Here is a 23,289-nt window from a genome sequence, read left to right on the forward strand (position 1 = left end):
ATATAAAATTAAACATAATGTTTAAATTTTTATATATATTATTTATACAATATGTTAGCATAACGTATATTAAATTAAACTTATAAATTTGGATAAAAAGCTTGAATCAAAAGGTAATTGAATTAAAAGTTTTTTTTTGCTATTATCATTTTACATATACTAAAACTAAAGGTTTTTCTTGAAAATAACTGTTGCTATTTCGGGAGCCAGTGGCTCAAATCTTGGTGTTAATTTTGTAAAAAAATTACCTAAAGAGATTGAAGTTTTTGTTATATTTTCTAAAAGCGCAAAAACTGCTTTAAAACTTGAAAATAATCTCTCTACAAAAGAGATATTTAGCGATTATCCAAATGTAACCATTTTCAAAGACTCAAATATAGGTGCAAGTATCGCTTCTGGCTCATTTAAAGTTGATAAGATGATTATTCTACCTTGCTCAATGAATACTTTGGCTAAGTGTGCTGTAGGAATTTCAGATTCACTTATAACAAGGGCCTTTACTGTGATGTTAAAAGAAAAAAGAGATGTTATCGTAGCCCCTAGGGAAATGCCACTAAACAGCATCGTATTAAAAAACATGTTGACTCTATCAAAATTAGGAGTTGTAATTGCACCTCCAATTTTAGGTTACTATAGCGCTCAACAAAGTTTACAAGATATGGAAAACTTTTTGATAGGTAAATGGTTAGATTTACTAAAAATAGATAATAATTTATATAAAAGATGGGAATAAATATGCCAAATAATAATATTAATTCATATAGAAAAGCCATTTATAGTGGAACTTTTGATCCAATTACAAATGGTCATCTAGATATTATAAAACGTGCTGCAAATATTTTTGATGAAGTAATAATTGCTGTTGCAAAAAGTGAATTAAAAAAACCTATGTTTAGCCCTGAACAAAGGGTTTTATTTGCAAAAGCAGCCACTGAAGATATTGAAGGTGTTACAGTTTTAGGATTTGATACTTTACTTGTTGATTTAGCAATTGATTTAAAAATAAATACAATTATTAGGGGACTAAGAGCTGTATCCGATTTTGAATTTGAATTACAAATGGGTTATGCAAACTCATCAATAAATAAAAAGATTGAAACTTTGTATCTTATGCCTACTTTAGAAAATGCATTTGTTAGTTCTACAATAGTGAGAGAAATAATAAGATTTAATGGGAAATTTCAACATTTAGTTCCTGAAAAAGTTTTAAAATGTATGTAGTAATTGAAGGAATTGACACAGCTGGAAAATCTACACAATTGGAACTTCTAAAAAAGAAATTACCTACTGCAATTTTTACAAAAGAACCAGGAGGAACTCCACTTGGTATCAAGTTAAGAGCTATGGCACTTGATGGTGAAGCAAAATCAAAAATTGCAGAAATGTTTCTTTTTATGGCTGATAGAGCTGAACATATTGAAGAAGTAATAAAGAAGTATAAGAATAATACAATAATATCTGATAGATCGATGTTATCGGGAATTGCTTATGCTTCAACATTAAGTATTGATGAATTAATTAATTTAAATCTAATTGCTACAAATAATACTTTACCAACTCATGTAATTTTACTTGAATTAGCTCCTGATGAACTAAAATTTAGATTATCACAAAAAGAAAATGATTCAATAGAATTAAGAGGAATTGAGTATTTAATAAATATTCAAAATAGAATGAAAGAGACAATTAAAAGATTAAATTTAAATCATATTATCATCGATGCAAGTTTAAAAATAGAAGAAATAGAAAAGGAAATTGAGGATTTTATAAATGACTAATAAGACAATACAAAGTTTAAGGGGAATGAAAGATATTGTAAATGAAGAAAGTACTTTATTTACTTACTTTATTGAGAATGCTTCAAATATTGCTAAAAATTATGGTTTTTCGTATATTGAAACACCCCTATTAGAGGAAACAGCTTTATTCAAAAGATCAGTTGGTGAGAGTTCAGATATCGTAAATAAAGAGATGTATCAGTTTATTGATAAAGGTGAAAATGATGTTTGTTTAAGACCAGAAGGTACTGCTGGTGTTGTAAGACATTTTGTTGAAAAGAAACTTGATCGGGCTGGTGGAAACTATAAGTGGTATTATTATGGTCCTATGTTTAGATATGAAAGACCTCAAAAAGGAAGACTTAGAGAATTTCACCAATTTGGTTGTGAAGTTTTTGGTATTGATTCTGTATTTGAAGATGCAAATATTATCATTATGTTAAAAGAAATTCTTGATTTTTTTGGTATTGGATTTACATTAAAATTAAATTCTCTTGGTTGTAATATTTGTATGCCACCATATAAAGAAAACCTAGTTAAACATTTAACAACTTTTAAAGAAGAACTATGTGAAGACTGTAATAGAAGGATTTTAACAAATCCAATTAGAGTTTTAGACTGTAAAAATGAAAAGTGTCAATTACTATTATACAATGCTCCAAAAATCACAACAAGTTTATGTGAATCTTGTAATACAGATTTTGAAAAACTAAAAGAGATATTAGACTTTAACAATATTAAATATGAAATAGATTCAAATTTAGTTAGAGGTTTAGATTATTATAATAAAACCGCATTTGAATTTGTAAGTAATGAAATTGGTGCTCAAAGTGCAATAGCAGGTGGTGGAAGATATGATAGATTAGTTGAATTTTTGGGCGGAAAATCTACAAGTGGAATTGGATTTGCAATAGGAATCGAAAGATTATTAGAACTCATAAAGATGCCACAATGTAATCAAGATATTGTATATATTGGAGCTTTAGATGAAGCATCTTTAAATACGGTAGTAAAAATGGCAAATCAAAAGAGAAAAACAACGAAAACTTTAGTAGAATACGCACCAAGAAGTTTCGGAAAACATTTTGGATTAGCTGAAAAACTTGGAGCTAATATTGTGGCATTAATTGGTGAAAATGAGCTAAAAAATGGAACTATCTATATAAAAGATTTAAAAACAAAAGAAGAAAAAAATTTAAAATTAGAGGATTTTTAAAAGTGGGTAATTACGGTATTGACATCTGGAGTGATGATAATTTTATAATTGAAGATGGACTTGCAAAAATAAACTATGACTGCAAACCATCACTGATTTCTATAGTTAAAGATATAAGAAAACAAGATTTTAAAGGTCCATTACTTTTAAGGTTTCCACATATAACAGAAAAGCAAATAAATACACTATACAATACATTTAATGCAAGTATTAAAGAATATGATTATAAGGGAACATTTAATGCTGTTTTCCCTTTAAAAGTTAATCAACTTCCTAACTTTATTCATCCACTTATTGCTGAGGGTAAAAACTTTAATTATGGGCTAGAAGCTGGAAGTAAGGCTGAACTTGTTATTGCAATGACCTACAATAATGTTGGTTCTCCAATAACGGTAAATGGATTCAAAGATAAAGAGATGATTCACCTAGGTTTCATTGCAAAAAGTATGGGTCATAATATCACAATAATTATTGAAGGCTTAAATGAATTGGAAATAATTATAGAGGTTTTAAATGAAACCAAAATGGAGTGTCCTAATATAGGATTAAGAGTTAGACTACATAGTGGTGGAAGTGGCCTATGGGCGAAAAGTGGAGGGATTAATTCTAAATTTGGATTAACTTCTACTGAGATATTAGAAGCATATGAATTAATGGAAGATAATAATCTAGTTAAGCATTTAACAATGATTCATTTTCATATTGGTTCTGCTATGAATTCTATTAAACCTTTGAAAAAAGCTTTAAGGGAATCTGGACATATTTATGCTGAACTTAAAAACTTAGGTGCAACTAATTTAAACTCAATTAATATTGGTGGTGGATTAGCAGTTGAATATAATGCTTATGAAAGAACAAGATTTTACTCTTTAAGTGAGTTTTCAAATGATGTTATATTTACGTTAAAAGATATTGCAAAACAAAAAGGGGTTGATGAACCAAATATCTTTACAGAATCAGGAAGATTTATTTCGGCTGCCTCAACAGTTTTAATAGCTCCTGTGCTTGAATTATTTTCTGCAGAATATGATTTTGACCATCTAAAACTTAAACCCTCAAATCCTCCTTTAATTCAAGAGTTAAATGATTTATATAGAGATATGACAAAAAAAACTGCTTATGAATATATGCATGATAGTATTGATCATATGGAATCTTTATTAACGCTATTTGATTTAGGTTATATTGATTTGCAAGATAGATCAAATGCAGAAGTTTTAACTCATCAAGTTATCAAAAAAGCTATCTCGTTGCTCGAAATAGATGATTATGAAGAGTTAAAAAAACTTGATGAAAATATTCAAGAAAAATATCTATTAAATTTTTCTTTATTCCAATCACTTCCTGATTATTGGGGAATTGACCAAGAATTCCCAATTATGCCAATAACACATCTTGATAAAAAACCAACAAGAAGTGCATCTTTATGGGATATTACTTGTGATAGTGATGGAGAGTTGCCATTTGATATAAAAAAACCTTTATATTTACATGATGTGAATTTAAATAAAGAAGACTATTTCATAGGTTTCTTTAATGTAGGGGCTTATCAAGATACTTTAGGAATGAAACATAACTTATTTTCACATCCAACAGAAGTAAATATTGTATTTAAAGATAATAAAGTTGTTTTAGAAAAGATTTTAGAATCTCAAAAAATTATTGATATATTAGAAGATATTGATTACGATACTGACAATATAAAAGATATTTTAAGAAAAAATTTAAATGATCATAATTATAAAGATATGGAAAGATATCTAAATGAGAATAGTTATTTAAAAACAAGTTGGAGTTATCGTGAGTAATGAAGAAAAAAAAATTGAAGAAAAAATATCATTTTGGGCGCAATTAAAAGAAGATTTTTATGTTCCTAAAAATAATGACCCAGCACTAGATACTAATTTAGAACTATTTTTTAACTATCCAGGTGTTTGGGCAATTATAAACTATAGAATTGCAAATAAACTCTATTATAAAGGTTGGAAAAAATTATCTAGAGTAATTAGTGGAATATCAAGTTTTCTAACAAAAACAGATATTCATCCAGCTTGTACAATAGGCAGAAGAGTTTTTATTGACCATGCAATTGGTGTTGTAATTGGTGCAACTGCTATTGTTGAAGATGATGTTTTAATTTATCAAGGTGTGACTCTTGGTGGAGTTAGTTTAAATAAAGGAAAACGTCACCCAACTGTTAGATCAAATACAGTTATAGGAAGTGGAGCTAAGGTTTTAGGAAATATTACAATTGGTGTAAACTCTAAAATTGGAGCAAACTCAGTTGTTGTATGTGATGTTCCTGATAATTCAACTGCTGTCGGTGTTCCTGCAAAAATTATCAAAAGAGATAATAAAATCTGCAAAATGGAACATGGTGATTTACCAGACATTAACAAAGAGATGTTCAAATATCTTCTTGATAGAATTCATTTAGTTGAGACTGCTTTAAAAGAAGAAGATGGTATTGATTTAACGCAAAAAGACGAAAAATTAGAAAGTGATTATAATAATTTCATTGAAGCTATGAATTCTATTAAAAAGGCTTAATTTTGAATTTAGAACTTGCAATATTTGGAATAATTACAGGATTTTCTTCTGGTTTTTTTGGAATTGGTGGAGGAACAATATTAGTTCCTTTACTTTTAATGCTTGGGTATGTTATGAAAGAAGCCGTTGCTATATCAATTATGCAAATGGTTTTTTCTTCTATTTATGGCTCTTTTTTAAATGCAAAAAAAGCTAAAGATGTTATTAAAGATGGAGTAATTTTAGGAATTGGTGGCTCTTTTGGAGGAATGATAAGTGGATATATTGTGCCAAATCTTTCAAATGAATTTTTACAATATCTTTTCATTGCTATTTTGATTTTTTCAATAATTAAAATTTTTTATTCCCCTGCTATTCATACTGATAAAAAAGAGACAAAAAATGCATATATTCTACTTCTAATTGGAGCTGGTATTGGTATTCTTGCTATGAGTATTGGTGTTGGAGGATCTATTTTATTAACTCCAATATTAGTTGGTTATTTAAAATATGATTTAAAAGCAGCAACTGCTTTAGGATTATTTTTTGTAATCTTTTCTTCAATAGCTGGATTTATATCAACTTCATATCAGGGACAAATGTTATTTGTTGAAGGTGCAACAGTAGGTATTGGTTCACTTATTGGAGTATATTTTGGAATAAAAGTTAAAGACATTGTAAAAGCAACTTCTTACAAAAATTATGTTTTGCTTTTAAATATTATTGTTTTGGTTATCATGCTTTATAAGACTATTTAGTCTTATAAAGATTTCTCTCTTAATTTATCTTTTTTACTTTTTCTTTTACCTTTTACAGGCTCAGATCCTTTTTCTTTCTTTATTGGTGTACCAATTAGTTCAAAACCTTCTATTTGCTCTTTTTCTAATTTTATCTCACATCTTTTTTCAATTAAAGAGAAATGTTCAAAATCTTCTAACCCAATAAAAGAGATAGCTTCCCCACTTTTACCAGCTCGGCCTGTTCTTCCAATTCTATGAACATAATCAGCTGTTGCTCTTGGTAAATCAAAATTTACAACACAAGAAATATCATCTATGTGCAAACCTCGAGCTGCTATATCTGTTGCAAATAAAATCTTGATTTTTTTATTTTTAAAATCTTGTAAAGTTTCACTTCTTTCTTCTTGAGTTAAATCTGCATGAAAAGAAACAGCATTTAATCCATATTTTCTAAACTTTAAAGCGATATTGTCACAAGAGCGTTTATTAGCCATAAAAACAAGTATTTGCTCCCATGAATGCTTTTGTATTAAATTTCGTAGAAGTGCGCTTCTGTTCTCTTTATTTACCTCTATTGCCCTTTGATTTATAGTTTGAACTGTTTGAGTTTCATCTTCTACAAAAATCTCTTGAGCATTACTTGTAATCTTTGAAGCAATATTTAACATTTTTTGTGGATATGTTGCAGAAAAAAGTAGATTTTGTCTATTTTTTGGAAGTGATTCTAAAAGTTGTTCTAACTCTTTTTCAAATCCTAAATCAAGCATCTTATCAGCTTCATCTAAAACAAAAAACTCAAGAGTAGATAAATTTATTTGTTTTTTATCAAGTATATCAAGTAATCTTCCAGTAGTTGCCACAACAATATCACAACCTTTTTGTATATCCAAAAGTTGTTGTGTAAGACTTTCTCCACCTATGACACTTACAACTTTTGGTTTATTATCAAAATATATAGAAAAATCAATAAAAGCCTTTGATACTTGAAGGGCTAATTCTCTTGTTGGAGTTAAAACCAAAGTTGATATTTTTGCCTTTTTTTTACGCTCTTTATCTTCTTTATTTAATAATAGTTGCAAAATTGGCAAAACAAAACTTGCAGTTTTCCCACTACCTGTTTGAGCTTTTGCCATTATGTCTTTGTTTTGAAGAATAAGAGGAATTACTTTTTCTTGAATAGGAGTTGGATTTGTGTAAGCATTTTCATCAAGTGCTTTATTTATATTATTACTAAGACCCAAATTTAAAAATGGCATTAAAATCCTTTAATTGGTTGTTTGATTAAGGTATTTTAAGATTATTTGCCTTTATTAAAACCAAGTTTGAAAATAAACTCTATTTTTATGTAAATAAATCAAAAATATGTAATTAATACTATTTACGCTAACCTGAGTAACTTTAGGTAGTTTATAAACTAATTACCAATAAACAAAAAGGACAAAATATATGTCAATAATATCTTTTAATAATCTAAAATGATAGAACAAATTAAAACTCACGAAAACTTACAAAATACGCCAAATGTACTAAATACAAAAATCAATAGCTCTATAGAAATAGTAACTGTTCCCCTTAGTAAAGATACAAAAAATATTGGTATTAACTTTGATGCAGAACTAATTTTAAGTATCTTATCAAAAAGCTATGAAAAGGTTATTATTACGCTTATTAGCACAGAAGATGATTTAAAATCTTTAGTAAAAAGAAAACCTGATTTAGTATTTTCTGGGGTTAAATATTTTAATTTTAACAAAGAAAAAGTTTGGTTAAGTGAGTATTTAAAAAAACACAACATTGAATATATTACTTCAAATAAAGAAGTTTTAGACAATGAACATGATAAAAACAATGCAAAAACTATTGTAAAAGATGCGAATTTAAATACTGCGAAATTTTTCACAACTCAACCAGATGAGCATGAAACAGAGAGTTCACTGCCTGTAACATTTCCCCTATTTTTAAAACCAGTATCAAAAAATAATCCAGAGGGAATAAATGCCCAATCTGTTGTTTTTGATTTCAAAAAATACCAAGCAAAAGTTTTGGATATTTACAACACTCAAAAATCTCGTACTTTAGTGGAAAACTATCTATCTGGAAAAGAGTATAGTGTTTCTATTTTAGAGAATAAATCAAAAAATATTCTAACAATATTACCAGTTGAGATTATTGCTGCTAAAAATAAAAATGGACATAAAATCTTAGATTTTGATGCTAAGCAAAGTAATTTAGAAGAAGTTATTGCAATAGTTGATAAAAAAATCCGTAAAGAAGTTTCAGCTTTAGCAATTAACTCTTTTATGGCTTTAGGTGGAAAAACTATGGGAGTAATTGATATAAAAATGAGTTACAATGGAATTTTACATTTTATAGAAGCTGATTTTATGCCAAGTTTTGAAGAGGGTTATTTTTATAAAGCCTTCCAAATAAATGAAAATATAGATTTTGAACATATGATTTTAAAAATTGCAGATGCTGCATTAACATCAAAAATCAAAGATGAGTATTGACATTTAAAATGTCAATACTTTAAAACTACATCCAATATTGTGGATAAGCTCTATTCTTATGCAAATTATTATAGAAAATTGCCACAAGAACTAAAATAATAGAACCCATCAGACTTGGAAAAATCAAATAATCCCAATTTGCACCCAATAAAAACACTATCAACGGATTTGATCCAGCTGGCGGATGAACTGTTCTTGTGGCAATCATAACTGCAATTGCAGTTGCCAAAGCTAATGCCATACTCCAATACTCATTTCCTAAAATATGCAAAAAAGCTAAACCAATAAATGTAGATAAGAAATGACCTAAAATCACATTTCTTGGTTGTGAAAATGGACTTTTAGGAAAGCCAAATAACAATACACACGAAGCTCCAAAAGAACCCATAATCAAAAGATTGTCATAAGATTTTGTGAGATAGCCAATAATTAAAATTGAAATAAATCCACCAAACCATGCAAAAAGTATTTCACTAATTGGTGATTTTACTGGAAGTGCTTCGCCCTGCCCTTTGAATTTTTTAAAATAACTCATATTTTTCCTTTTTAATAAATTTAAACAACCAAACGATTGTTTGTTTAAATAAGATAAAAAAAAACCATTAGATTAAACTAATGATTTTTTCACCTACTTTTAGATAATTTTCCGATGAATCATATAAATTCATCATCATTATTGCACCTTGAGTTAAAGCCACATACTCTTTTGCAAGATTTGATGCTTCTATTTTTGAGTATTTGTTTTTAAAGATTTTTATCAAAGCATTTTCCCAAGCTGTAAAATATGCTTTTATCTCCTCTTTAAAATCCAAATTCAAACTACTAGCTTCCAAAGCTAAATTTCCAAGTAAACAACCACCCTCACTATGCAAAAAATAAGCATCAGTTTTTTTTACAATTAACTCGATTTTTTGTTTATCACTCAAATCACTTATATAAGCAATAGAAAAAATCTCTTTTTCAAAATAGTCATGAATATACTTCAAAGACTCTAAACCTATCTCATCTTTACTCTTAAAATGATGATAAATGCTCCCTTTTATAAGCCCACAAGCTTCGGCTATATTTGCCATAGAAGTATTTGAATATCCTCGTATTTTAAAAAGTTTAATAGACTCTTTTAAAATCTCTTCTTTTGATGTTTTTTTGATTGCCATAATTTTATCCAAACGATTGTTTGGTAAAAGTTTAGCTAATTACGTTTTTAATGTCAATTATTTTATAAATAGTGTGTTAACATAAAATAATTTAAAAAAAATCTAAAGGATAGTTTTTGTTTTCAATTGATGAATATATGAAAGAACATCGCTTAAAACTTGGAAAATCTATTAAAAATAGATTTAAAATTTATCTTGATACAAAATATTGGGGATATTTATGTGATGTGGCTTTAGGTAAAAATACTGATGAAAACTTAATAGAAATTTATAATTTATTAATCAAACTTTCTAAAGAAAAGAAAATTATTTGTCCTTTGAGTTATAGATTATATTCTGAACTTTTTAAACAAAAAGATATAAATAGATTTAATGAAACAACAAAAATCATGGAACTTCTTTCAGAAAATATAATAATTATGTTTGAAATGGAACTAATAGAATATGAATTACTTTATTTCCTATACGAAAATTTAAAAGGAAAAAATCTTATTTATGAATCAGATATTTTTGTTTGGACTAAAGTATGTGATATTTTAGGAGCAATTAATTTTGAACCCTTACCTTTTTTATCAAATGAAAATAATGAATTTATACAAAAAAAATATTTTGAAGACATTTGGAAATACAGTTTTAGCCAACTTGTTAGTAATAAGCTAGATGAAGAAAAAGAATTAATATTAATTAATTCAACAAAGAATATGGTAAATATAATAAATAAGGAAAAAGTTGAATTTGAACATGAACTCAAAACTCAACATAAAGTTTATATGAGTGAAATAGCTGGTTTATTAACAGCAAAATAAAGATAGAATAAAATTTACTTTTAGTTATTTTGCTACTAATGAAACTAATTCTAAAGAACAAATAGGTAATGAACCTGAGGATGATATTCAACCTATTATTAATATGATTTACAATTTATTTGATAATAAAAAAATGGATACATATTTTCCTACTTTTGATATTCGAGCTAAAATGTTTTCAACCATCAGATGGAATAAAAACCAAAATTTTAAAGTAAATGACTTTGATGATATAGGACATATTACTACTGCTTTGCCATATTATGACTATTTTTTTACAGAAAAGAGTTTTTCTACATTAATAAAAAATGTAGAATATGATAAAAAATATTCTTGTTGTGTTGAATGGAAAACAGAAAATATACTCAATATTTTAAAACAATTATAAATAAATTCAATTTCTCTTTTTAATATTGCATTAATTTTTCTTAGATAATTAAGAATATAAATTTTCCTAAATCAAATCCTCAAATAATTATTTACTTATTTAATTTTCTTTTAACTATTAAAGCGTTAGATTATACTTGCTTATAAAATAATCTAAGGAGAATACTATGTCAGAAATAAAAGTCTACCAAATGTATATAAATGGTGAGTTCATCAATCATGTTGACGTCCTACCTGTTATTAATCCGTCAGATAAACAAATTATCTCTTATATCCCAAAAGGAACTGTTGAAGATGTTGATGATGCTGTTCAAGCAGCTTATACAGCTCAGCTTTCTTGGGAAAAATTACCAGCAATTGAGAGAGCTGGTTACCTTAAAAAAATTGCACAAAAAATCAGAGAAAATGCTGATATGTTAGCAAGAACAATAACTCAAGAGCAAGGAAAAGTTTTAGGACTTGCAACTGTTGAAGTTCATTTTACAGCTGATTATATGGACTATATGGCTGAATGGGCTAGAAGATATGAAGGTGAGATTATCCAAAGTGATAGACCAAATGAGAATATCTTTTTATTTAAATTACCAATTGGTGTTGCTGCTGGTATTTTACCTTGGAATTTTCCATTTTTCTTAATTGCTAGAAAATTAGCCCCTGCACTTTTAACTGGAAATACAATTGTTATAAAACCAAGTGGAGATACTCCAAATAATGCCTTTGAATTTGCAAAACTTGTAGATGAAGTTGGTCTTCCAAAAGGTGTATTTAACCTTGTGAGTGGAACAGGTTCAGAAGTTGGAAATGCCCTTGCAGGTCATGAAAAAGTTGGAATTGTAAGTTTTACAGGAAGCGTTCCAACTGGCGTTAAAATTATGGAAGCTGCTGCTAAAAATGTGACAAAAGTTTCATTAGAATTAGGTGGAAAAGCCCCTGCTATTGTAATGGCTGATGCAAATATTGATTTAGCTGTGGAAGCTATTAAAAACTCTCGAGTAATCAATAATGGTCAAGTTTGTAATTGTGCTGAAAGGGTTTATGTTCACAAAAGTATTGCAAAAGAGTTTACTGAAAAAATCACAAAAGCAATGTCAGCTACAACTTATGGAAATCCCTTAACAGAAGAAGTTGACATGGGACCACTGATTAATGAAGCTGCGGTAGCTCATGTGCAAAGTTTAGTTGATAGTGCGGTAAAAGCTGGAGCAACTATTACAACAGGCGGTAAAAGAGCTTCTAGAAATGATGGTTTTTATTATGAACCTACAGTAATTGTGGATGTAACACAAGATATGAATATTATCCAAGAAGAGATTTTTGGGCCAGTTTTACCTATTATGACTTTTGAAACATTGGATGAAGCTATTACTTTAGCAAATGATAGTGAATTTGGTTTAACTTCATCTATTTATACACAAAATATCGATGTGGCAATGAGAGCTTGTAAAGAGATAAAATTTGGTGAGACATATATAAATAGAGAAAACTTTGAAGCGATGCAAGGTTTCCACGCTGGATGGAGAAAATCTGGAATTGGTGGAGCAGATGGAAAACATGGACTTGAAGAGTATTTACAAACAAAAGTTGTATATTTACAATATGATTTAAATAAACAATAAACTCTTTTTATCAGTAAGGATTTTCCTTACTGATATTTTTATAATTATCTTCCGTAATATGCAATAATTGAAGATTTTGCTAAAGTATGAGAATTTACATAAAATCCAACAACAGCTGCATTTGTTTTTTTGTCTAAATCAAGGCTTTCCACATCTAGTGCATAAACTGTAAAAACATATCTATGAGCTTTGTCACCTAAAGGTGGACAAGCACCACCAAAACCAGTAATTCCATAATCAGTCACACTTTGAACTATGTTTGTACTCTCTTTATTTCCAAAACCTTTTTCTAAAGTATTTTTATCTTTTGAAATATTAAAAACTACCCAATGCCACCATCCACTTCCAGTTGGTGCATCTGGATCATAAACAGTAATAGCAAATGATTTTGTTCCTTTTGGTGCATCTTTCCAAGAAAGCTCAGGAGAGATATTTTTCCCAATACAACCAAAACCATTAAAAACTTCATCACTTGAAAGTTGTCCACTTATATCATTACTACTTAAAGTAAATCCTTGGGCAAATAATCCCATACTAAAAATTAATCCTAAAAATATTTTTTTCATATTTTTCCTTTTGTAAATTTATGTGTATTTTACTAAATATCAAAAACTTTAAGTACAAGAAATATTAGTTTTTATATCGGAATTCTTTTGGTGTTTGATTATGGTATTTTTTAAACTGTGAGATAAACCATGATACAGTTGCATATCCGCAACTTGTAGAAATATCCGTAATACTATCATTTGTATTTTTTAAAAGTAAAATGGCTTTTTCTAATCTTTTAGTATCAAGCCAAATTTTTGGAGTTTGATTAAACTCTTTTTTAATATAAGCTCTTATTTTACTTTCTGATAATCTTGTGATTTTACACATATCATCAAGATTTTGTATTAAATCAATATTTGACTCTAAAATAAATTTGATTCTATCTTGACTTGTAGATAAAACAGAATTAAAAAAAGAGTCCATTTGATTTTTGTTAAGTCTAATTGTTTGTAAAAATATCTCTTCTATTTTTAGCTTTAAAAGATTCTCATCAAATTCTATTTTTAAATACTCTTGAAATATTTCAACACTATTATCAAATAATTTATCACTTTTAAAACTTGTTTTTACAATATTTTGTTGCTCATTTATATCTATTTGAATATTATATTTATTTAAAAAATCTAAAATAAATTTATCATCAAAATATATTAAAAGTGATTTATATTTAGACTCTTTTACTGCTCTTTCACTCATGTAATAATTATTTTGAGTAAGAAAAAATATGTCATTTTTTTGTATATTTATATCTTCATCCCTTAGATGAATTATCTTTGAACCCTCGAGCAAAATACCCATAGTATGCATTGTTGTTCTTGCATTTACACTGTTATTTTTTGTTTTTGTAATATAGTTTAAACACAATAAATTATCAATTTTTAAAAGATTTGTATAATTGTTTTCTATAAAATAGTTTGGAACTACATATGTCAAAGTATATTTTCCTTATGCAAACTATTTTTCACTAACAATAGTATAATCTTCTGATGGAATAAGAACAGTAAATTCAGCACCTAAATATTCATTATTTTCATATGAATATTTTCTATTTTTTACTGTAATTGAACCTTTCATATGTTTTTTTATCATTTCACTAGACATATATAATCCAATTCCAGTTCCTTTATCTTCTTCTTTTGTTGTAAAGTATGCATTAAATACTTTATCAATAATATTTTCAGAGATTCCACCTGCGTTATCATATATTTTCAACTCAATACAAGGACAGTGTGCAACTTCACTAGATACCATATTTCCACAAATTTCTATCTCTTTTACCTCAATGAATATGAGTTTTTTCTCCAATTCAGATTTCTCAAATTCATCTATTGAATTATTAAAAATATTCATTAACACTTGAATAAATTCATTTTCAAAGCCAAAACCTTTTACTGGTGAAATATTTTTTATAATATCTATTGATCTATTTTTTAGTTTTGCTTGAACAATAAAAAGAGATTTTTCTATAACTGCTTCTACTTCAAAAAACTTACACTCTTTATCTACTTTAAAATAATCTCTAAAATCATCAATTGTTTTGTTTAAATGTTTTATTGTATTTTCAATTCCAATAAGAGTTTCTTTTAAAAAATTACTATCTAAACACTCATAATCATTTTTTAATCTAATTCCTGTGGCACTTGTTAAAATAAAAGATAATGGCTGTCTCCATTGGTGTGCAATATTTTCAAGCATTTCTCCCATTGCAGCCATTTTTGATTGTTGTGATAAAAGTCTATCTTTTTGAATTAACTCGTTTGTGATTTTTCTATTTTCGGTTACATCAATATAGATACCCAGCATTCCAATTATTTCATTTTTTATATTTAAAAGAGGAACTTTTGAAGTTATTACATAAATAATATTACCAAATTCATCCGTTTGAGTCTCTTCGATTTGTATTTGTGATTTACCACTTTGCATTACTAAATTATCATCTTCAATATATTTAGCAGCTTCCGTATCTTTCCATGGCATTTCATAATCTGTTTTTCCAATAACTTCAGCTTGGTTATTACATTTTGCATCATTTAAGAAATAATTATTAACACCTAAATATTTATTATTTCTATCTTTCCAAAATACAGAAGCTGGAACAGAATCAATAATATTTTGTAATAATAATCTTGAGTTTTTTGTCTCCATTAAACTTTCACTTAAACTTTTTTGTGTTTGCATAAGTTGAACTTCAATTTTTAAAATTTTTCTATTCATAATAAAAATCACAAAAATAGTCATAAAAATAATAAATAATATAAATACTATAGAAAAGAATGTTGTAAGGGTAATTTGTTCATCAATATGAGCTTTATCATGTTTATCAAGTTTAGTGAATTCATCTAAAATAAATTTTTCATATTGAAATACATATTCCATTTTTTTAATTAATGATTCTACTAAAATAAACTGATTACTTTTATCTTTTGATATAAATAATTCACCTTTTAACACAAGAAGAGGTTTTTGATGTAAATTTTGAGGGTTTAAATTTTTATCATCTAAAATAAGTTTAATTTCACTAATTTCTTTTTTGATTATATACCACAAATCATCAAATTTTTTCTTTTGGCTAAGAGGAAAAAAATCAATATTTTTATCAAATTTTTCTATAGAATTATACCAACGTTTTATACTCTCATCTAAATCTTTTGTTATTAGAATATCTTCACTATTTATTTTTACTTCTAAAAAACTATTTTTTGCATTTGAAAATTCTGTTAGTTGATTATTTAAAGATTTTATTTTATTAAGAGAAATAAATAGAACTGTTCCAATTAAGACTACTCCAAGAATTAGTACTAAAAAGCTATATAAACTTATATCTTTTATTTTTAATTCACTCATTAATAGACTCCCTATAGAATTTTATTTGTTTTTCTAATCCTAGTTTTATAGTAATTTCATTCCATTGCTTAGCTGTCAAATCTAATGCTTCTTTAGGTGTTAATTCTTTTTGAATTGCTCTATTCAAATTTTTGTCAAAACTATCATAATACAAATCTGCACCAGGAATTCTCATATCAAGTACAACATTTTCATTTGCTAATGATTCTGAAATAGTTTTTAAATACTCTTTTGCAGACTCTTTGGAAAAATCATTTTCTTCCCACTTAGTTAAATCCTCAGTTTGTAAATGTGAATATCTAGAAGGATTAATTCCACTCCAACCTTTTGTTATATATTTTCCCGTAATTTCCTTAGATGTCATAAATGAGGCAAACTCTAAAGCTAAGTCTTTATTTTTTGAATCATTATTAACTACCATTACCCAATTACCATTAATAGAGGAAGGTTCATTATAAATATCTTCCCAATTATTCTGTTTTGAATTATATACGCTATTTGTTCCAGGAAGTTTGACATATCCAACTTTATTTCTTACCATAGACTCTTTAGAATTTTGAGCCATAGCTCCTAAATCTGCCCAATCAATAGCCATAACAACATCACCTGCTATGAAACTTTGTCTTACTTCAATAGGTGAAAAATTAATTATTGATGGAGGTGCAAATTGCATTATTTTAATATATTCTTCTAAAGCTTTTACAAATCCTGGATTATTTATTTTTGGATTCATATTTATATCAAAGTAAAATGTTTTATCACTTGGATATTTAGCATAAGCTGCTGCTCTTGCAAAAAATTGAAGCATTGTTCCATAACCTTTTAATCTAGGTTCTGCTATTCCATAATCAATTTTTCCATCATTATTCCAATCCCAAGCATTAAAAAATTTAGCTATGTCACTATAGTGTGACCAAGTTTTTGGAATATCTAGTTCGTATCCATATTCTTGTTTAAATCTTTTTTTATAATCCTCATTTTCAAATATATCTTTTCTATAATATAGATTAATATTATCACCATCATAAGGAAAAAAATAATACTTTTTATTCCAAGACAAAACATTATTCTTATATATTGGTAGAATATCATCACTATCTATTTTTTTTTGAATTTCTTCAGATATTTCTAAAGCATGTCCATTTGCTAAGATAGCCCCTGCCCAAGAAGAGAAAATTACAAATACATCATAATTTATTTTCTCATCTGATAATGACTCTTTTATTTTAGGAATCATGTCATCCCAACTAGTAGAGACTATTCTTACTTTTGCTCCAGTTCTTTTTTCAAATGTGTTTAACTCTTCTTTTATGGGTCCAGCAATTGCTTTATCAAAATTTGGTACTAATATTGTAATTATTTTATCATCTGCTTTTTTATTAGAATTTACATCTTTATTATCACAAGATGTAAAAAAAACAATACTAAGAACTATTATAAATAATTGCAATTTTTTCATAGTATTTTCCATTTGTATTTATAATAATATTATCCTAATAAATTAAAAAAATCAAATAAAATAACCGTTAAGTTTATAAACTCTATACAAAAAGTGCTGTATTTATTCTACTGTGAGCTTTTTCATCTAAACCATATATTTGTGATAAGTTATTGATTTGAATTGCTTGAAAACCTATATCTAAGAGCAAAATATCTACTTTGCATCAAGAATGCAAAATTATTATGATAGAATGGAAATACTATCTGGAATTGATTATTAAATGAAAGAACTCAAATAGAGAAAAAAACTGTTGCTCCTATAATCAATCATCCTATCCTTTGACTTTTGTCCTTAGAATTTTAATTTTAAAACTCTTAAATATATACAAAAATATATACAAATAAAAAATTTACATAATCACATCTATTTTGGGAACTAATACTTCCACAATAAAGTTCTGCCTATAAAAAATTAAAAGGAAATCAAATGAAAAACAAATTAAGAGATAAAAATGGCTGAATTCATAGTTGAATATCCCTATTTATTAGCAATTCTTATTTTTTTATCAAGAGTTGCAGATGTATCTTTAGGAACATTTCGGACTATTGTTATATTTCGTGGATACAAACTATTATCATCTATGATTGGTTTTGTTGAAATCAGCATTTGGCTAGTTGCTGCTGGAATGGTATTAAAAAATCTTGATCAATGGCATTTAGCTTTTGCATATTCTGCTGGTTTTGCGACTGGCATTTATGTTGGTATGTGGATTGAAAATAGTTTTGCTATTGGTAAAGAGTTAGTTCGTTGTATCTCCTTTAATCGTGATATTTTAGCACTTAAAATAAGAGAAAAAGGTCATCAAGTAGTTTCAGTTGATGGTGATATGGGGGAAGACAAGCCAGTCGAAGTTTTGTTTATCGTTGAAAGAAGACGTAATATTCCAAAACTTATACGTCTTATTAATGAGCTTGACCAAAAAGCTGTATATACAATATCCGATTTAAAAAGTGTTTACGATGGTCCAGATTTTATAAATAAAAGTAGCTTTTGGAATATGAGAAAAACTAAATAATAAATTTAGAAAAGGAAATACAACATGCAAAAATTAAAAATAGGCGTTATTGGAACTTCAAAAAAAATAGATGAAAGAAGGCTTCCCATTCATCCTAATCATCTCTTGCGAATTCCTGAAATCTTACGAAAACAACTTATCTTTGAAGAGGGATATGGAGCACCATTTGGTATACCAGATGAAGAGATTGCTGCATTAACTGGTGGAATTGATACAAGACATAATTTGTTAGCAAATATTGGAACAGTAATTATTAATAAACCGGTATTATCAGACTTAGAAGAACTTTGTGAGGGTGGAACACTTTGGGGTTATGTACATTGTGTACAACAAAAAGAGATAACTGATATTGCCATTAAGCGAAAACAAACTCTAATTGCCTTTGAAGATATGTTCGTTTGGTCACCAGAGGGTCAAGTTGGGCGACATACTTTTTATAAAAATAATGAAATGGCTGGATATTGTGCAGTTATACATGCTTTACAACTAAAAGGAATAGATGGGCACTATGGAAATCAACGTAAAACTATAATCTTTGGATTTGGTGCTGTTAGTCGTGGTGCTGTTTATGCCCTTAAAGCTCATGGATTTAGAGATATTACTATTTGCGTACAACGCCCCGATCATGAAGTAAGAGAAGAAGTTCTTGATTGTCATTATGTAAGAATTCAAGAAGGTAACAACGATGAAGCACGCATGATTGTAATAGAACATGATGGAACTGTTAGTTCACTATCAGAGCTTATTAGTCAATCGGATATTATCGTAAATGGAGTTTTTCAAGATACTGCAAATCCTACTAATTTTATTATCAAAGAAGAGGCTTCAATATTAAAACCTGATAGTTTAATTATTGATATAAGTTGTGATGAGGGAATGGGCTTCTTTTTTGCAAAACCAACCACCTTTAAAAAACCTATGTTTAAATACAATCGTGTTGATTATTATGCAGTTGACCACACTCCTAGTTACCTTTGGGAGAGTGCAACTCGTTCTATTTCAGCTGCGTTGATTGTATATTTATCAACTGTAATGGAAGGAAGAGAAGCTTGGCAAACAAATGAAACCATAAGACAAGCTATTAATATTGATAAAGGTGTAGTAATCAATAAAGCCATCTTAGCATTTCAAAATCGTAATGAAGAATATCCACACCAATGTTTTACTATTGAAGAAAAAGCCATTTTGAATAAAATCGCTTAATTTTTAGAAAATAAAAAGAGACAAACTACTCATCCACATAATGCAAAACAATATTTGCACTATTTTGGCGAGTAGATGGTATTTTCTATTCTGCTTTTACTTCATATCTACTTGTTATTGCAATTCTATTTAATGTATTTATAATAATAGCTGACCATTGTACTGCTGTAATTTCATCTTCATTTAAAACTTTTGTTGCATCTTCATAAACTTCATCAGGAACTTGTCCTTGAGAAATATTACATATTGCTTCAATCAAAGCTAAACTTACTCTTTCTTTTTCATTAAAATATTGTGTTTCTCTCCATGCGGGAATAACGCTTATTCTTTCTATACTTTCTCCACAAGCAAGTGCATCTTTTGTATGCATTCTAAGACAAAAAGCACAACCATTTATTTGTGATGCTCTTAATAATAAAAGATGAGAAAATCCTTCTTCTATTTTTGCTTTATTCATAAGTAATTTTACTTCATTTTTTAACTCTATTACTTTGTCAAACATATTTGGGTTAGTTTTTCCTAAGTTAATTCTATTTGTCATAATAATCCTTTTAATTAAATTGTAAAAGAATAGTATCAATATTCTGTACTCTTCACAAGATACAGATTTTTCTATTTTATATAGGACAGTTAAAAAAGAATATCTATTTACTGTAAAATAAGGCTTTATAATATTTCAGAAATTTATTTTTTAGTCTGCATACTATATAATTCCAAAAATTTAATATTATAAAGGTATTCAAATCAAAAATATAAAGATTATAAATGGAATAATTATATTTACAATCACAGGAGCAATACTAAGTATTCTTCCTCAAACACAAAAGTATATCATTGAAATATTCTCATTATTATATTCTGGAATAATCTGGCTTGATGAAATTTTATTATCTTCATTTACTATTCCAGTATGGCTTTTATCAATTATTTCTATTTTAGCATCTGTTAGTGTAATAAAATTCTTTTTGTTACTTATAAATAATTCTAATCCAGAATATAAAGCTTATGTAAAAGATTTTATTTATGGTACAAACTGGAGATGGAAATGGAAAAAGGATGAAATAGTAGATTTACAATGCTATTGTCCAATATGTGATTCTGTTTTAGTATATGATGAAAGTTCTTGTCATACAAGATATACAGATGTGGCAAAAACTGATTTTATTTGTGAGAATTGCAAATCACAAATAGTAACAAGTATACACGGTGGTAATAAAAAATATGCCTTTAATGCAGTAAAAAGAGAAATAGAAAGAAAAATCAGAACAAATGAATATAAAACAACTAAAAGTGAATAAAAACTAATTTCTAGTACTTTAACTTTATTAATTATTTATTTCTAAAAAAGGGTATTACAATTTTATTTAATAAGTACATACCCTATTTCGTCCAGCATTTTTCGCTTTATAAAGTGCTTTATCTGCTTTTATGAGTAAATCATCAATAGTTGAGTTATTATTTGCTGCAACTACTCCAAAAGAAGCTGTAAAATAAACTATTCTTTTTTTATCTAATACTAACTTTGCATTTAAAATTTCAATACGCATACGCTCAGCAACTTTTATGGAATCTTCCAAGTTTGTTTCTGGCAATAAAACAGCAAACTCTTCACCTCCAATTCGTCCAAGAATATCAATATCTCGTAAAATCATACGACTTATATCTGCAATTTTTTGTAAAACTAAATCTCCAATATTATGACCATAAGTATCATTAATTTTTTTAAAAAAGTCTATATCGAACATTAATAAAGATAATTCACCTGAATATCTATTATATCTTGATAACTCTAATTCTGCTTGTTCTATAAAATATCGTCTATTAGATAAACCTGTTAAATAATCTGAGTATGCTCTATGCTCAAGCTCTTTACGAGCATTTCTATTTTCTATTGCAATCGCTGCTAAATTTGCAGCAAAAGTTATACGCTCAATATCATTTGAAGTAGGACTTTTTTTCTCTTTATGATAAATAGCAAAAGTTCCCAATACATTCCCAATTGAAGAAATAATTGGTTCAGACCAACAAGAAATCAATCCAGCTTTTAATGCTAATCCTTTATACGGTTTCCAATACTCATGAGTAGTAATATCTTCTACAATAACTCGACTTGCTAGAAATGCAGCTGTCCCGCAAGAACCAACGCCTAAACCTATTGTTGTACCATTAATTGCATTATTATAAAAATCTGGCAAACTAGGTGAAGCACCTAATAAAAGTTTTTTTCCTTCTTTATCAAGTAATAATATACTACATAAAGAAGCTGAATCTTCTAACTCAATATTTTTTACAATTGTATGTAAAATATCTGATAAAGACGAATCTTTTGCAACCATTTCTAACATGGAATCATGGGTTCTATTTCTTAATTCACTTTTCCAATGTTCAGTTATATCATTAAAATTTGCTAAACATTTTTCTCCTAACCAAGAAATATTAACAAGCACTCGCCGTTCACTTCCATCTTTACAATTAATAGTAACTTCTCTTTCTGAAATATGTATAGGTTTATTTATCTTACCTGATAATAGAATATCCCTATGCCAAGATTTTATTTCATCCTTTTGATATCTTAAATCAGAATAAGCTTTTTTATACCAAGTTTCAATAGTAGGAATATCATCAAGTGTATATCCAAATAATTCAATAAATTTATGATTAACATACTCAATGTCACCATTAATATCAGACCAAGAAATGCCAACAGGAGAAAAATCTAAAATATCTTTTAATTGAATTTTCTCTTTTGTACTTTTATGTAAATCATTTGACAATTCAGATTCTCGTAATTTTGCTAAACCATTTTTTGCTAATATTTGTGCCATTCTTACAACACAATCCATATTTGATTTCATCTTCTCTTTACTTATAATAGGAACTGATTTTATAGCTTTAAGATATTCTGTTTCATCATAATTAAATTCTTGAGCTTGATTTTGAAAAAATTTGATATTTGGAGCTTCGTTTAAAACTTGTCCCAAAAATAAAGTTGCTAATATTTGATCTTCAATTACAATAGGAGTTGCATAATCAATTAGCCCATTTTTACAATAAGCACTACTAACTTTACCATTAGAAACATTTTCCATTAAAGCATAATTACTTTCTAAACATCGTGAATTTGTTTCAATATTGGCTCTATGAAATAATGCACAAGCATCAATCCAGCCAGTTTGGAAGATAATCTTGCCATCTTTTCCTACAAGAGCATTGGGAATTCCTGTTGCCTTATAAAAACTTATTAATATTTCTTCAAATTCAGCAATATCAACTAACTCGCTAAAGTTATATTTTTTATCATTACTCATTATAAAGTTATTTTGCATATGTACTTCCAAGTTTTTATGTTATATTAATTATATTCTATTTTTACTAAGATGCTATTAAAAGAAATAATTACTTACATTTAATAAAATATATTCAAGATTATATACTACA

At 27.4% G+C, this 23,289-nt stretch carries 23 protein-coding genes; 14 read left to right on the plus strand and 9 right to left on the minus strand.

Translation table 11 applies throughout. The features are described 5' to 3' along the window. Nucleotides 1-178: 178 nt before the first annotated feature. From AVENP_RS09370 to AVENP_RS09400, 7 genes are read left to right on the plus strand one after another with little or no spacing between them, the layout of a single operon-like run. Nucleotides 179-733 carry a UbiX family flavin prenyltransferase gene (locus AVENP_RS09370; RefSeq protein WP_128358024.1) on the plus strand — a complete coding sequence of 185 codons (555 nt, stop codon included), beginning with the start codon at nt 179-181 and terminating at the stop codon, nt 731-733. Between the two features lie 2 nt (nt 734-735). Continuing rightward, nucleotides 736-1,221 carry a pantetheine-phosphate adenylyltransferase gene (gene coaD, locus AVENP_RS09375; RefSeq protein WP_128358023.1) on the plus strand — a complete coding sequence of 162 codons (486 nt, stop codon included), beginning with the start codon at nt 736-738 and terminating at the stop codon, nt 1,219-1,221. Further along, nucleotides 1,212-1,778 (plus strand): dTMP kinase, encoded by a 567-nt coding sequence (gene tmk / locus AVENP_RS09380; protein ID WP_128358022.1) that lies wholly within the window; start codon nt 1,212-1,214, stop codon nt 1,776-1,778. The genes coaD and tmk overlap by 10 nt, the downstream gene beginning before the upstream one ends. Next, nucleotides 1,771-2,994, plus strand: a complete 1,224-nt coding sequence (hisS, locus tag AVENP_RS09385) for a histidine--tRNA ligase (RefSeq protein ID WP_128358021.1) — start codon at nt 1,771-1,773, stop codon at nt 2,992-2,994. Before tmk ends, hisS begins: the two co-directional genes overlap by 8 nt. A gap of 2 nt (nt 2,995-2,996) precedes the next feature. Further along, a complete protein-coding gene (gene speA, locus AVENP_RS09390; protein WP_128358020.1) occupies nt 2,997-4,802 on the plus strand; it encodes a biosynthetic arginine decarboxylase in 1,806 nt (601 codons plus the stop codon). 25 nt (nt 4,803-4,827) lie between these two features. Next, the gene (gene cysE / locus AVENP_RS09395; protein WP_128358195.1) at nt 4,828-5,544 is read left to right on the plus strand and encodes a serine O-acetyltransferase; all 717 of its coding nucleotides are present in this window, start codon (nt 4,828-4,830) and stop codon (nt 5,542-5,544) included. A gap of 2 nt (nt 5,545-5,546) precedes the next feature. After that, complete coding sequence (locus AVENP_RS09400; protein ID WP_128358019.1) at nt 5,547-6,281, plus strand: sulfite exporter TauE/SafE family protein; 735 nt, start codon at nt 5,547-5,549, stop codon at nt 6,279-6,281. Nucleotides 6,282-6,283: 2 nt separating this feature from the next. Here AVENP_RS09400 and AVENP_RS09405 read toward each other — a convergent pair whose 3' ends face one another. Beyond that, nucleotides 6,284-7,519 (minus strand): DEAD/DEAH box helicase, encoded by a 1,236-nt coding sequence (locus AVENP_RS09405; RefSeq protein WP_128358018.1) that lies wholly within the window; start codon nt 7,517-7,519, stop codon nt 6,284-6,286. 219 nt (nt 7,520-7,738) lie between these two features. Between AVENP_RS09405 and AVENP_RS09410 the strand changes: the two genes are divergently transcribed. Then, entirely contained in the window at nt 7,739-8,773 is a 1,035-nt protein-coding gene (locus tag AVENP_RS09410) for a D-alanine--D-alanine ligase family protein (RefSeq protein ID WP_128358017.1), read from the plus strand. A gap of 25 nt (nt 8,774-8,798) precedes the next feature. Here the strand turns inward: AVENP_RS09410 and AVENP_RS09415 are convergent, their stop codons facing one another. Together AVENP_RS09415 and AVENP_RS09420 are read right to left on the minus strand one after the other, a co-directional pair. Next, nucleotides 8,799-9,308, minus strand: a complete 510-nt coding sequence (locus AVENP_RS09415) for an HPP family protein (RefSeq protein ID WP_128358016.1) — start codon at nt 9,306-9,308, stop codon at nt 8,799-8,801. A gap of 67 nt (nt 9,309-9,375) precedes the next feature. Continuing rightward, the gene (locus AVENP_RS09420) at nt 9,376-9,930 is read right to left on the minus strand and encodes a TetR/AcrR family transcriptional regulator (protein ID WP_128358015.1); all 555 of its coding nucleotides are present in this window, start codon (nt 9,928-9,930) and stop codon (nt 9,376-9,378) included. A gap of 116 nt (nt 9,931-10,046) precedes the next feature. On the opposite strand from AVENP_RS09420, the gene AVENP_RS09425 reads away from it, so the two are divergent. From AVENP_RS09425 to aldA, 3 genes are all read left to right on the plus strand, one after another. Continuing rightward, complete coding sequence (locus AVENP_RS09425) at nt 10,047-10,736, plus strand: hypothetical protein (RefSeq protein ID WP_128358014.1); 690 nt, start codon at nt 10,047-10,049, stop codon at nt 10,734-10,736. A 103-nt stretch (nt 10,737-10,839) separates the two neighbouring features. Then, a complete protein-coding gene (locus AVENP_RS09430) occupies nt 10,840-11,124 on the plus strand; it encodes a hypothetical protein (protein WP_128358013.1) in 285 nt (94 codons plus the stop codon). Between the two features lie 175 nt (nt 11,125-11,299). Then, entirely contained in the window at nt 11,300-12,739 is a 1,440-nt protein-coding gene (gene aldA / locus AVENP_RS09435) for an aldehyde dehydrogenase (RefSeq protein WP_128358194.1), read from the plus strand. Nucleotides 12,740-12,783: 44 nt separating this feature from the next. Here aldA and AVENP_RS09440 read toward each other — a convergent pair whose 3' ends face one another. The 4 genes from AVENP_RS09440 to AVENP_RS09455 all read right to left on the minus strand — a co-directional run bounded on the left by AVENP_RS09440 (nt 12,784) and on the right by AVENP_RS09455 (nt 17,591). Continuing rightward, on the minus strand, nt 12,784-13,305 hold the full coding sequence (locus tag AVENP_RS09440) for a YbhB/YbcL family Raf kinase inhibitor-like protein (protein ID WP_128358012.1): 522 nt from the start codon (nt 13,303-13,305) through the stop codon (nt 12,784-12,786). Nucleotides 13,306-13,369: 64 nt separating this feature from the next. Continuing rightward, nucleotides 13,370-14,221 (minus strand): helix-turn-helix domain-containing protein, encoded by an 852-nt coding sequence (locus tag AVENP_RS09445; protein ID WP_128358011.1) that lies wholly within the window; start codon nt 14,219-14,221, stop codon nt 13,370-13,372. Between the two features lie 21 nt (nt 14,222-14,242). Further along, nucleotides 14,243-16,132 carry a PAS domain-containing sensor histidine kinase gene (locus AVENP_RS09450; protein ID WP_128358010.1) on the minus strand — a complete coding sequence of 630 codons (1,890 nt, stop codon included), beginning with the start codon at nt 16,130-16,132 and terminating at the stop codon, nt 14,243-14,245. Further along, complete coding sequence (locus AVENP_RS09455) at nt 16,125-17,591, minus strand: ABC transporter substrate-binding protein (RefSeq protein ID WP_128358009.1); 1,467 nt, start codon at nt 17,589-17,591, stop codon at nt 16,125-16,127. The genes AVENP_RS09450 and AVENP_RS09455 overlap by 8 nt, the downstream gene beginning before the upstream one ends. A gap of 493 nt (nt 17,592-18,084) precedes the next feature. On the opposite strand from AVENP_RS09455, the gene AVENP_RS09460 reads away from it, so the two are divergent. Together AVENP_RS09460 and AVENP_RS09465 are read left to right on the plus strand one after the other, a co-directional pair. Further along, the gene (locus AVENP_RS09460; RefSeq protein ID WP_128358008.1) at nt 18,085-18,648 is read left to right on the plus strand and encodes a DUF2179 domain-containing protein; all 564 of its coding nucleotides are present in this window, start codon (nt 18,085-18,087) and stop codon (nt 18,646-18,648) included. 24 nt (nt 18,649-18,672) lie between these two features. Then, entirely contained in the window at nt 18,673-19,851 is a 1,179-nt protein-coding gene (locus AVENP_RS09465; protein WP_128358007.1) for a N(5)-(carboxyethyl)ornithine synthase, read from the plus strand. A gap of 85 nt (nt 19,852-19,936) precedes the next feature. On the opposite strand, the gene AVENP_RS09470 is transcribed toward AVENP_RS09465, so the two are convergent. Continuing rightward, nucleotides 19,937-20,392, minus strand: coding sequence for a carboxymuconolactone decarboxylase family protein (locus tag AVENP_RS09470; RefSeq protein ID WP_128358006.1), 456 nt, complete (start codon nt 20,390-20,392; stop codon nt 19,937-19,939). A gap of 424 nt (nt 20,393-20,816) precedes the next feature. On the opposite strand from AVENP_RS09470, the gene AVENP_RS09475 reads away from it, so the two are divergent. Next, on the plus strand, nt 20,817-21,149 hold the full coding sequence (locus tag AVENP_RS09475; protein ID WP_228201842.1) for a hypothetical protein: 333 nt from the start codon (nt 20,817-20,819) through the stop codon (nt 21,147-21,149). Nucleotides 21,150-21,215: 66 nt separating this feature from the next. Here the strand turns inward: AVENP_RS09475 and AVENP_RS09480 are convergent, their stop codons facing one another. After that, nucleotides 21,216-23,177, minus strand: coding sequence for a diguanylate cyclase (locus AVENP_RS09480; protein WP_172664275.1), 1,962 nt, complete (start codon nt 23,175-23,177; stop codon nt 21,216-21,218). Nucleotides 23,178-23,289: the final 112 nt, after the last annotated feature.

It is taken from the genome of Arcobacter venerupis (genome assembly GCF_013201665.1).
Classification (GTDB): Bacteria; Campylobacterota; Campylobacteria; order Campylobacterales; family Arcobacteraceae; genus Aliarcobacter; species Aliarcobacter venerupis.

Excerpts from the sequence above, each read along its gene's own strand:
- AVENP_RS09455 (WP_128358009.1), bottom strand. The coding sequence starts at position 17,591 with ATGAAAAAATTGCAATTATTTATAATAGTTCTTAGTATTGTTTTTTTT.
- AVENP_RS09450 (WP_128358010.1), bottom strand. The coding sequence starts at position 16,132 with ATGAGTGAATTAAAAATAAAAGATATAAGTTTATATAGCTTTTTAGTA.
- AVENP_RS09470 (WP_128358006.1), bottom strand. The coding sequence starts at position 20,392 with ATGACAAATAGAATTAACTTAGGAAAAACTAACCCAAATATGTTTGAC.
- AVENP_RS09480 (WP_172664275.1), bottom strand. The coding sequence starts at position 23,177 with ATGCAAAATAACTTTATAATGAGTAATGATAAAAAATATAACTTTAGC.
- AVENP_RS09460 (WP_128358008.1), top strand. The coding sequence starts at position 18,085 with ATGGCTGAATTCATAGTTGAATATCCCTATTTATTAGCAATTCTTATT.
- AVENP_RS09465 (WP_128358007.1), top strand. The coding sequence starts at position 18,673 with ATGCAAAAATTAAAAATAGGCGTTATTGGAACTTCAAAAAAAATAGAT.
- tmk (WP_128358022.1), top strand. The coding sequence starts at position 1,212 with ATGTATGTAGTAATTGAAGGAATTGACACAGCTGGAAAATCTACACAA.
- AVENP_RS09440 (WP_128358012.1), bottom strand. The coding sequence starts at position 13,305 with ATGAAAAAAATATTTTTAGGATTAATTTTTAGTATGGGATTATTTGCC.
- coaD (WP_128358023.1), top strand. The coding sequence starts at position 736 with ATGCCAAATAATAATATTAATTCATATAGAAAAGCCATTTATAGTGGA.
- AVENP_RS09410 (WP_128358017.1), top strand. The coding sequence starts at position 7,739 with ATGATAGAACAAATTAAAACTCACGAAAACTTACAAAATACGCCAAAT.
- hisS (WP_128358021.1), top strand. The coding sequence starts at position 1,771 with ATGACTAATAAGACAATACAAAGTTTAAGGGGAATGAAAGATATTGTA.
- AVENP_RS09405 (WP_128358018.1), bottom strand. The coding sequence starts at position 7,519 with ATGCCATTTTTAAATTTGGGTCTTAGTAATAATATAAATAAAGCACTT.
- AVENP_RS09420 (WP_128358015.1), bottom strand. The coding sequence starts at position 9,930 with ATGGCAATCAAAAAAACATCAAAAGAAGAGATTTTAAAAGAGTCTATT.
- AVENP_RS09415 (WP_128358016.1), bottom strand. The coding sequence starts at position 9,308 with ATGAGTTATTTTAAAAAATTCAAAGGGCAGGGCGAAGCACTTCCAGTA.
- AVENP_RS09430 (WP_128358013.1), top strand. The coding sequence starts at position 10,840 with ATGATTTACAATTTATTTGATAATAAAAAAATGGATACATATTTTCCT.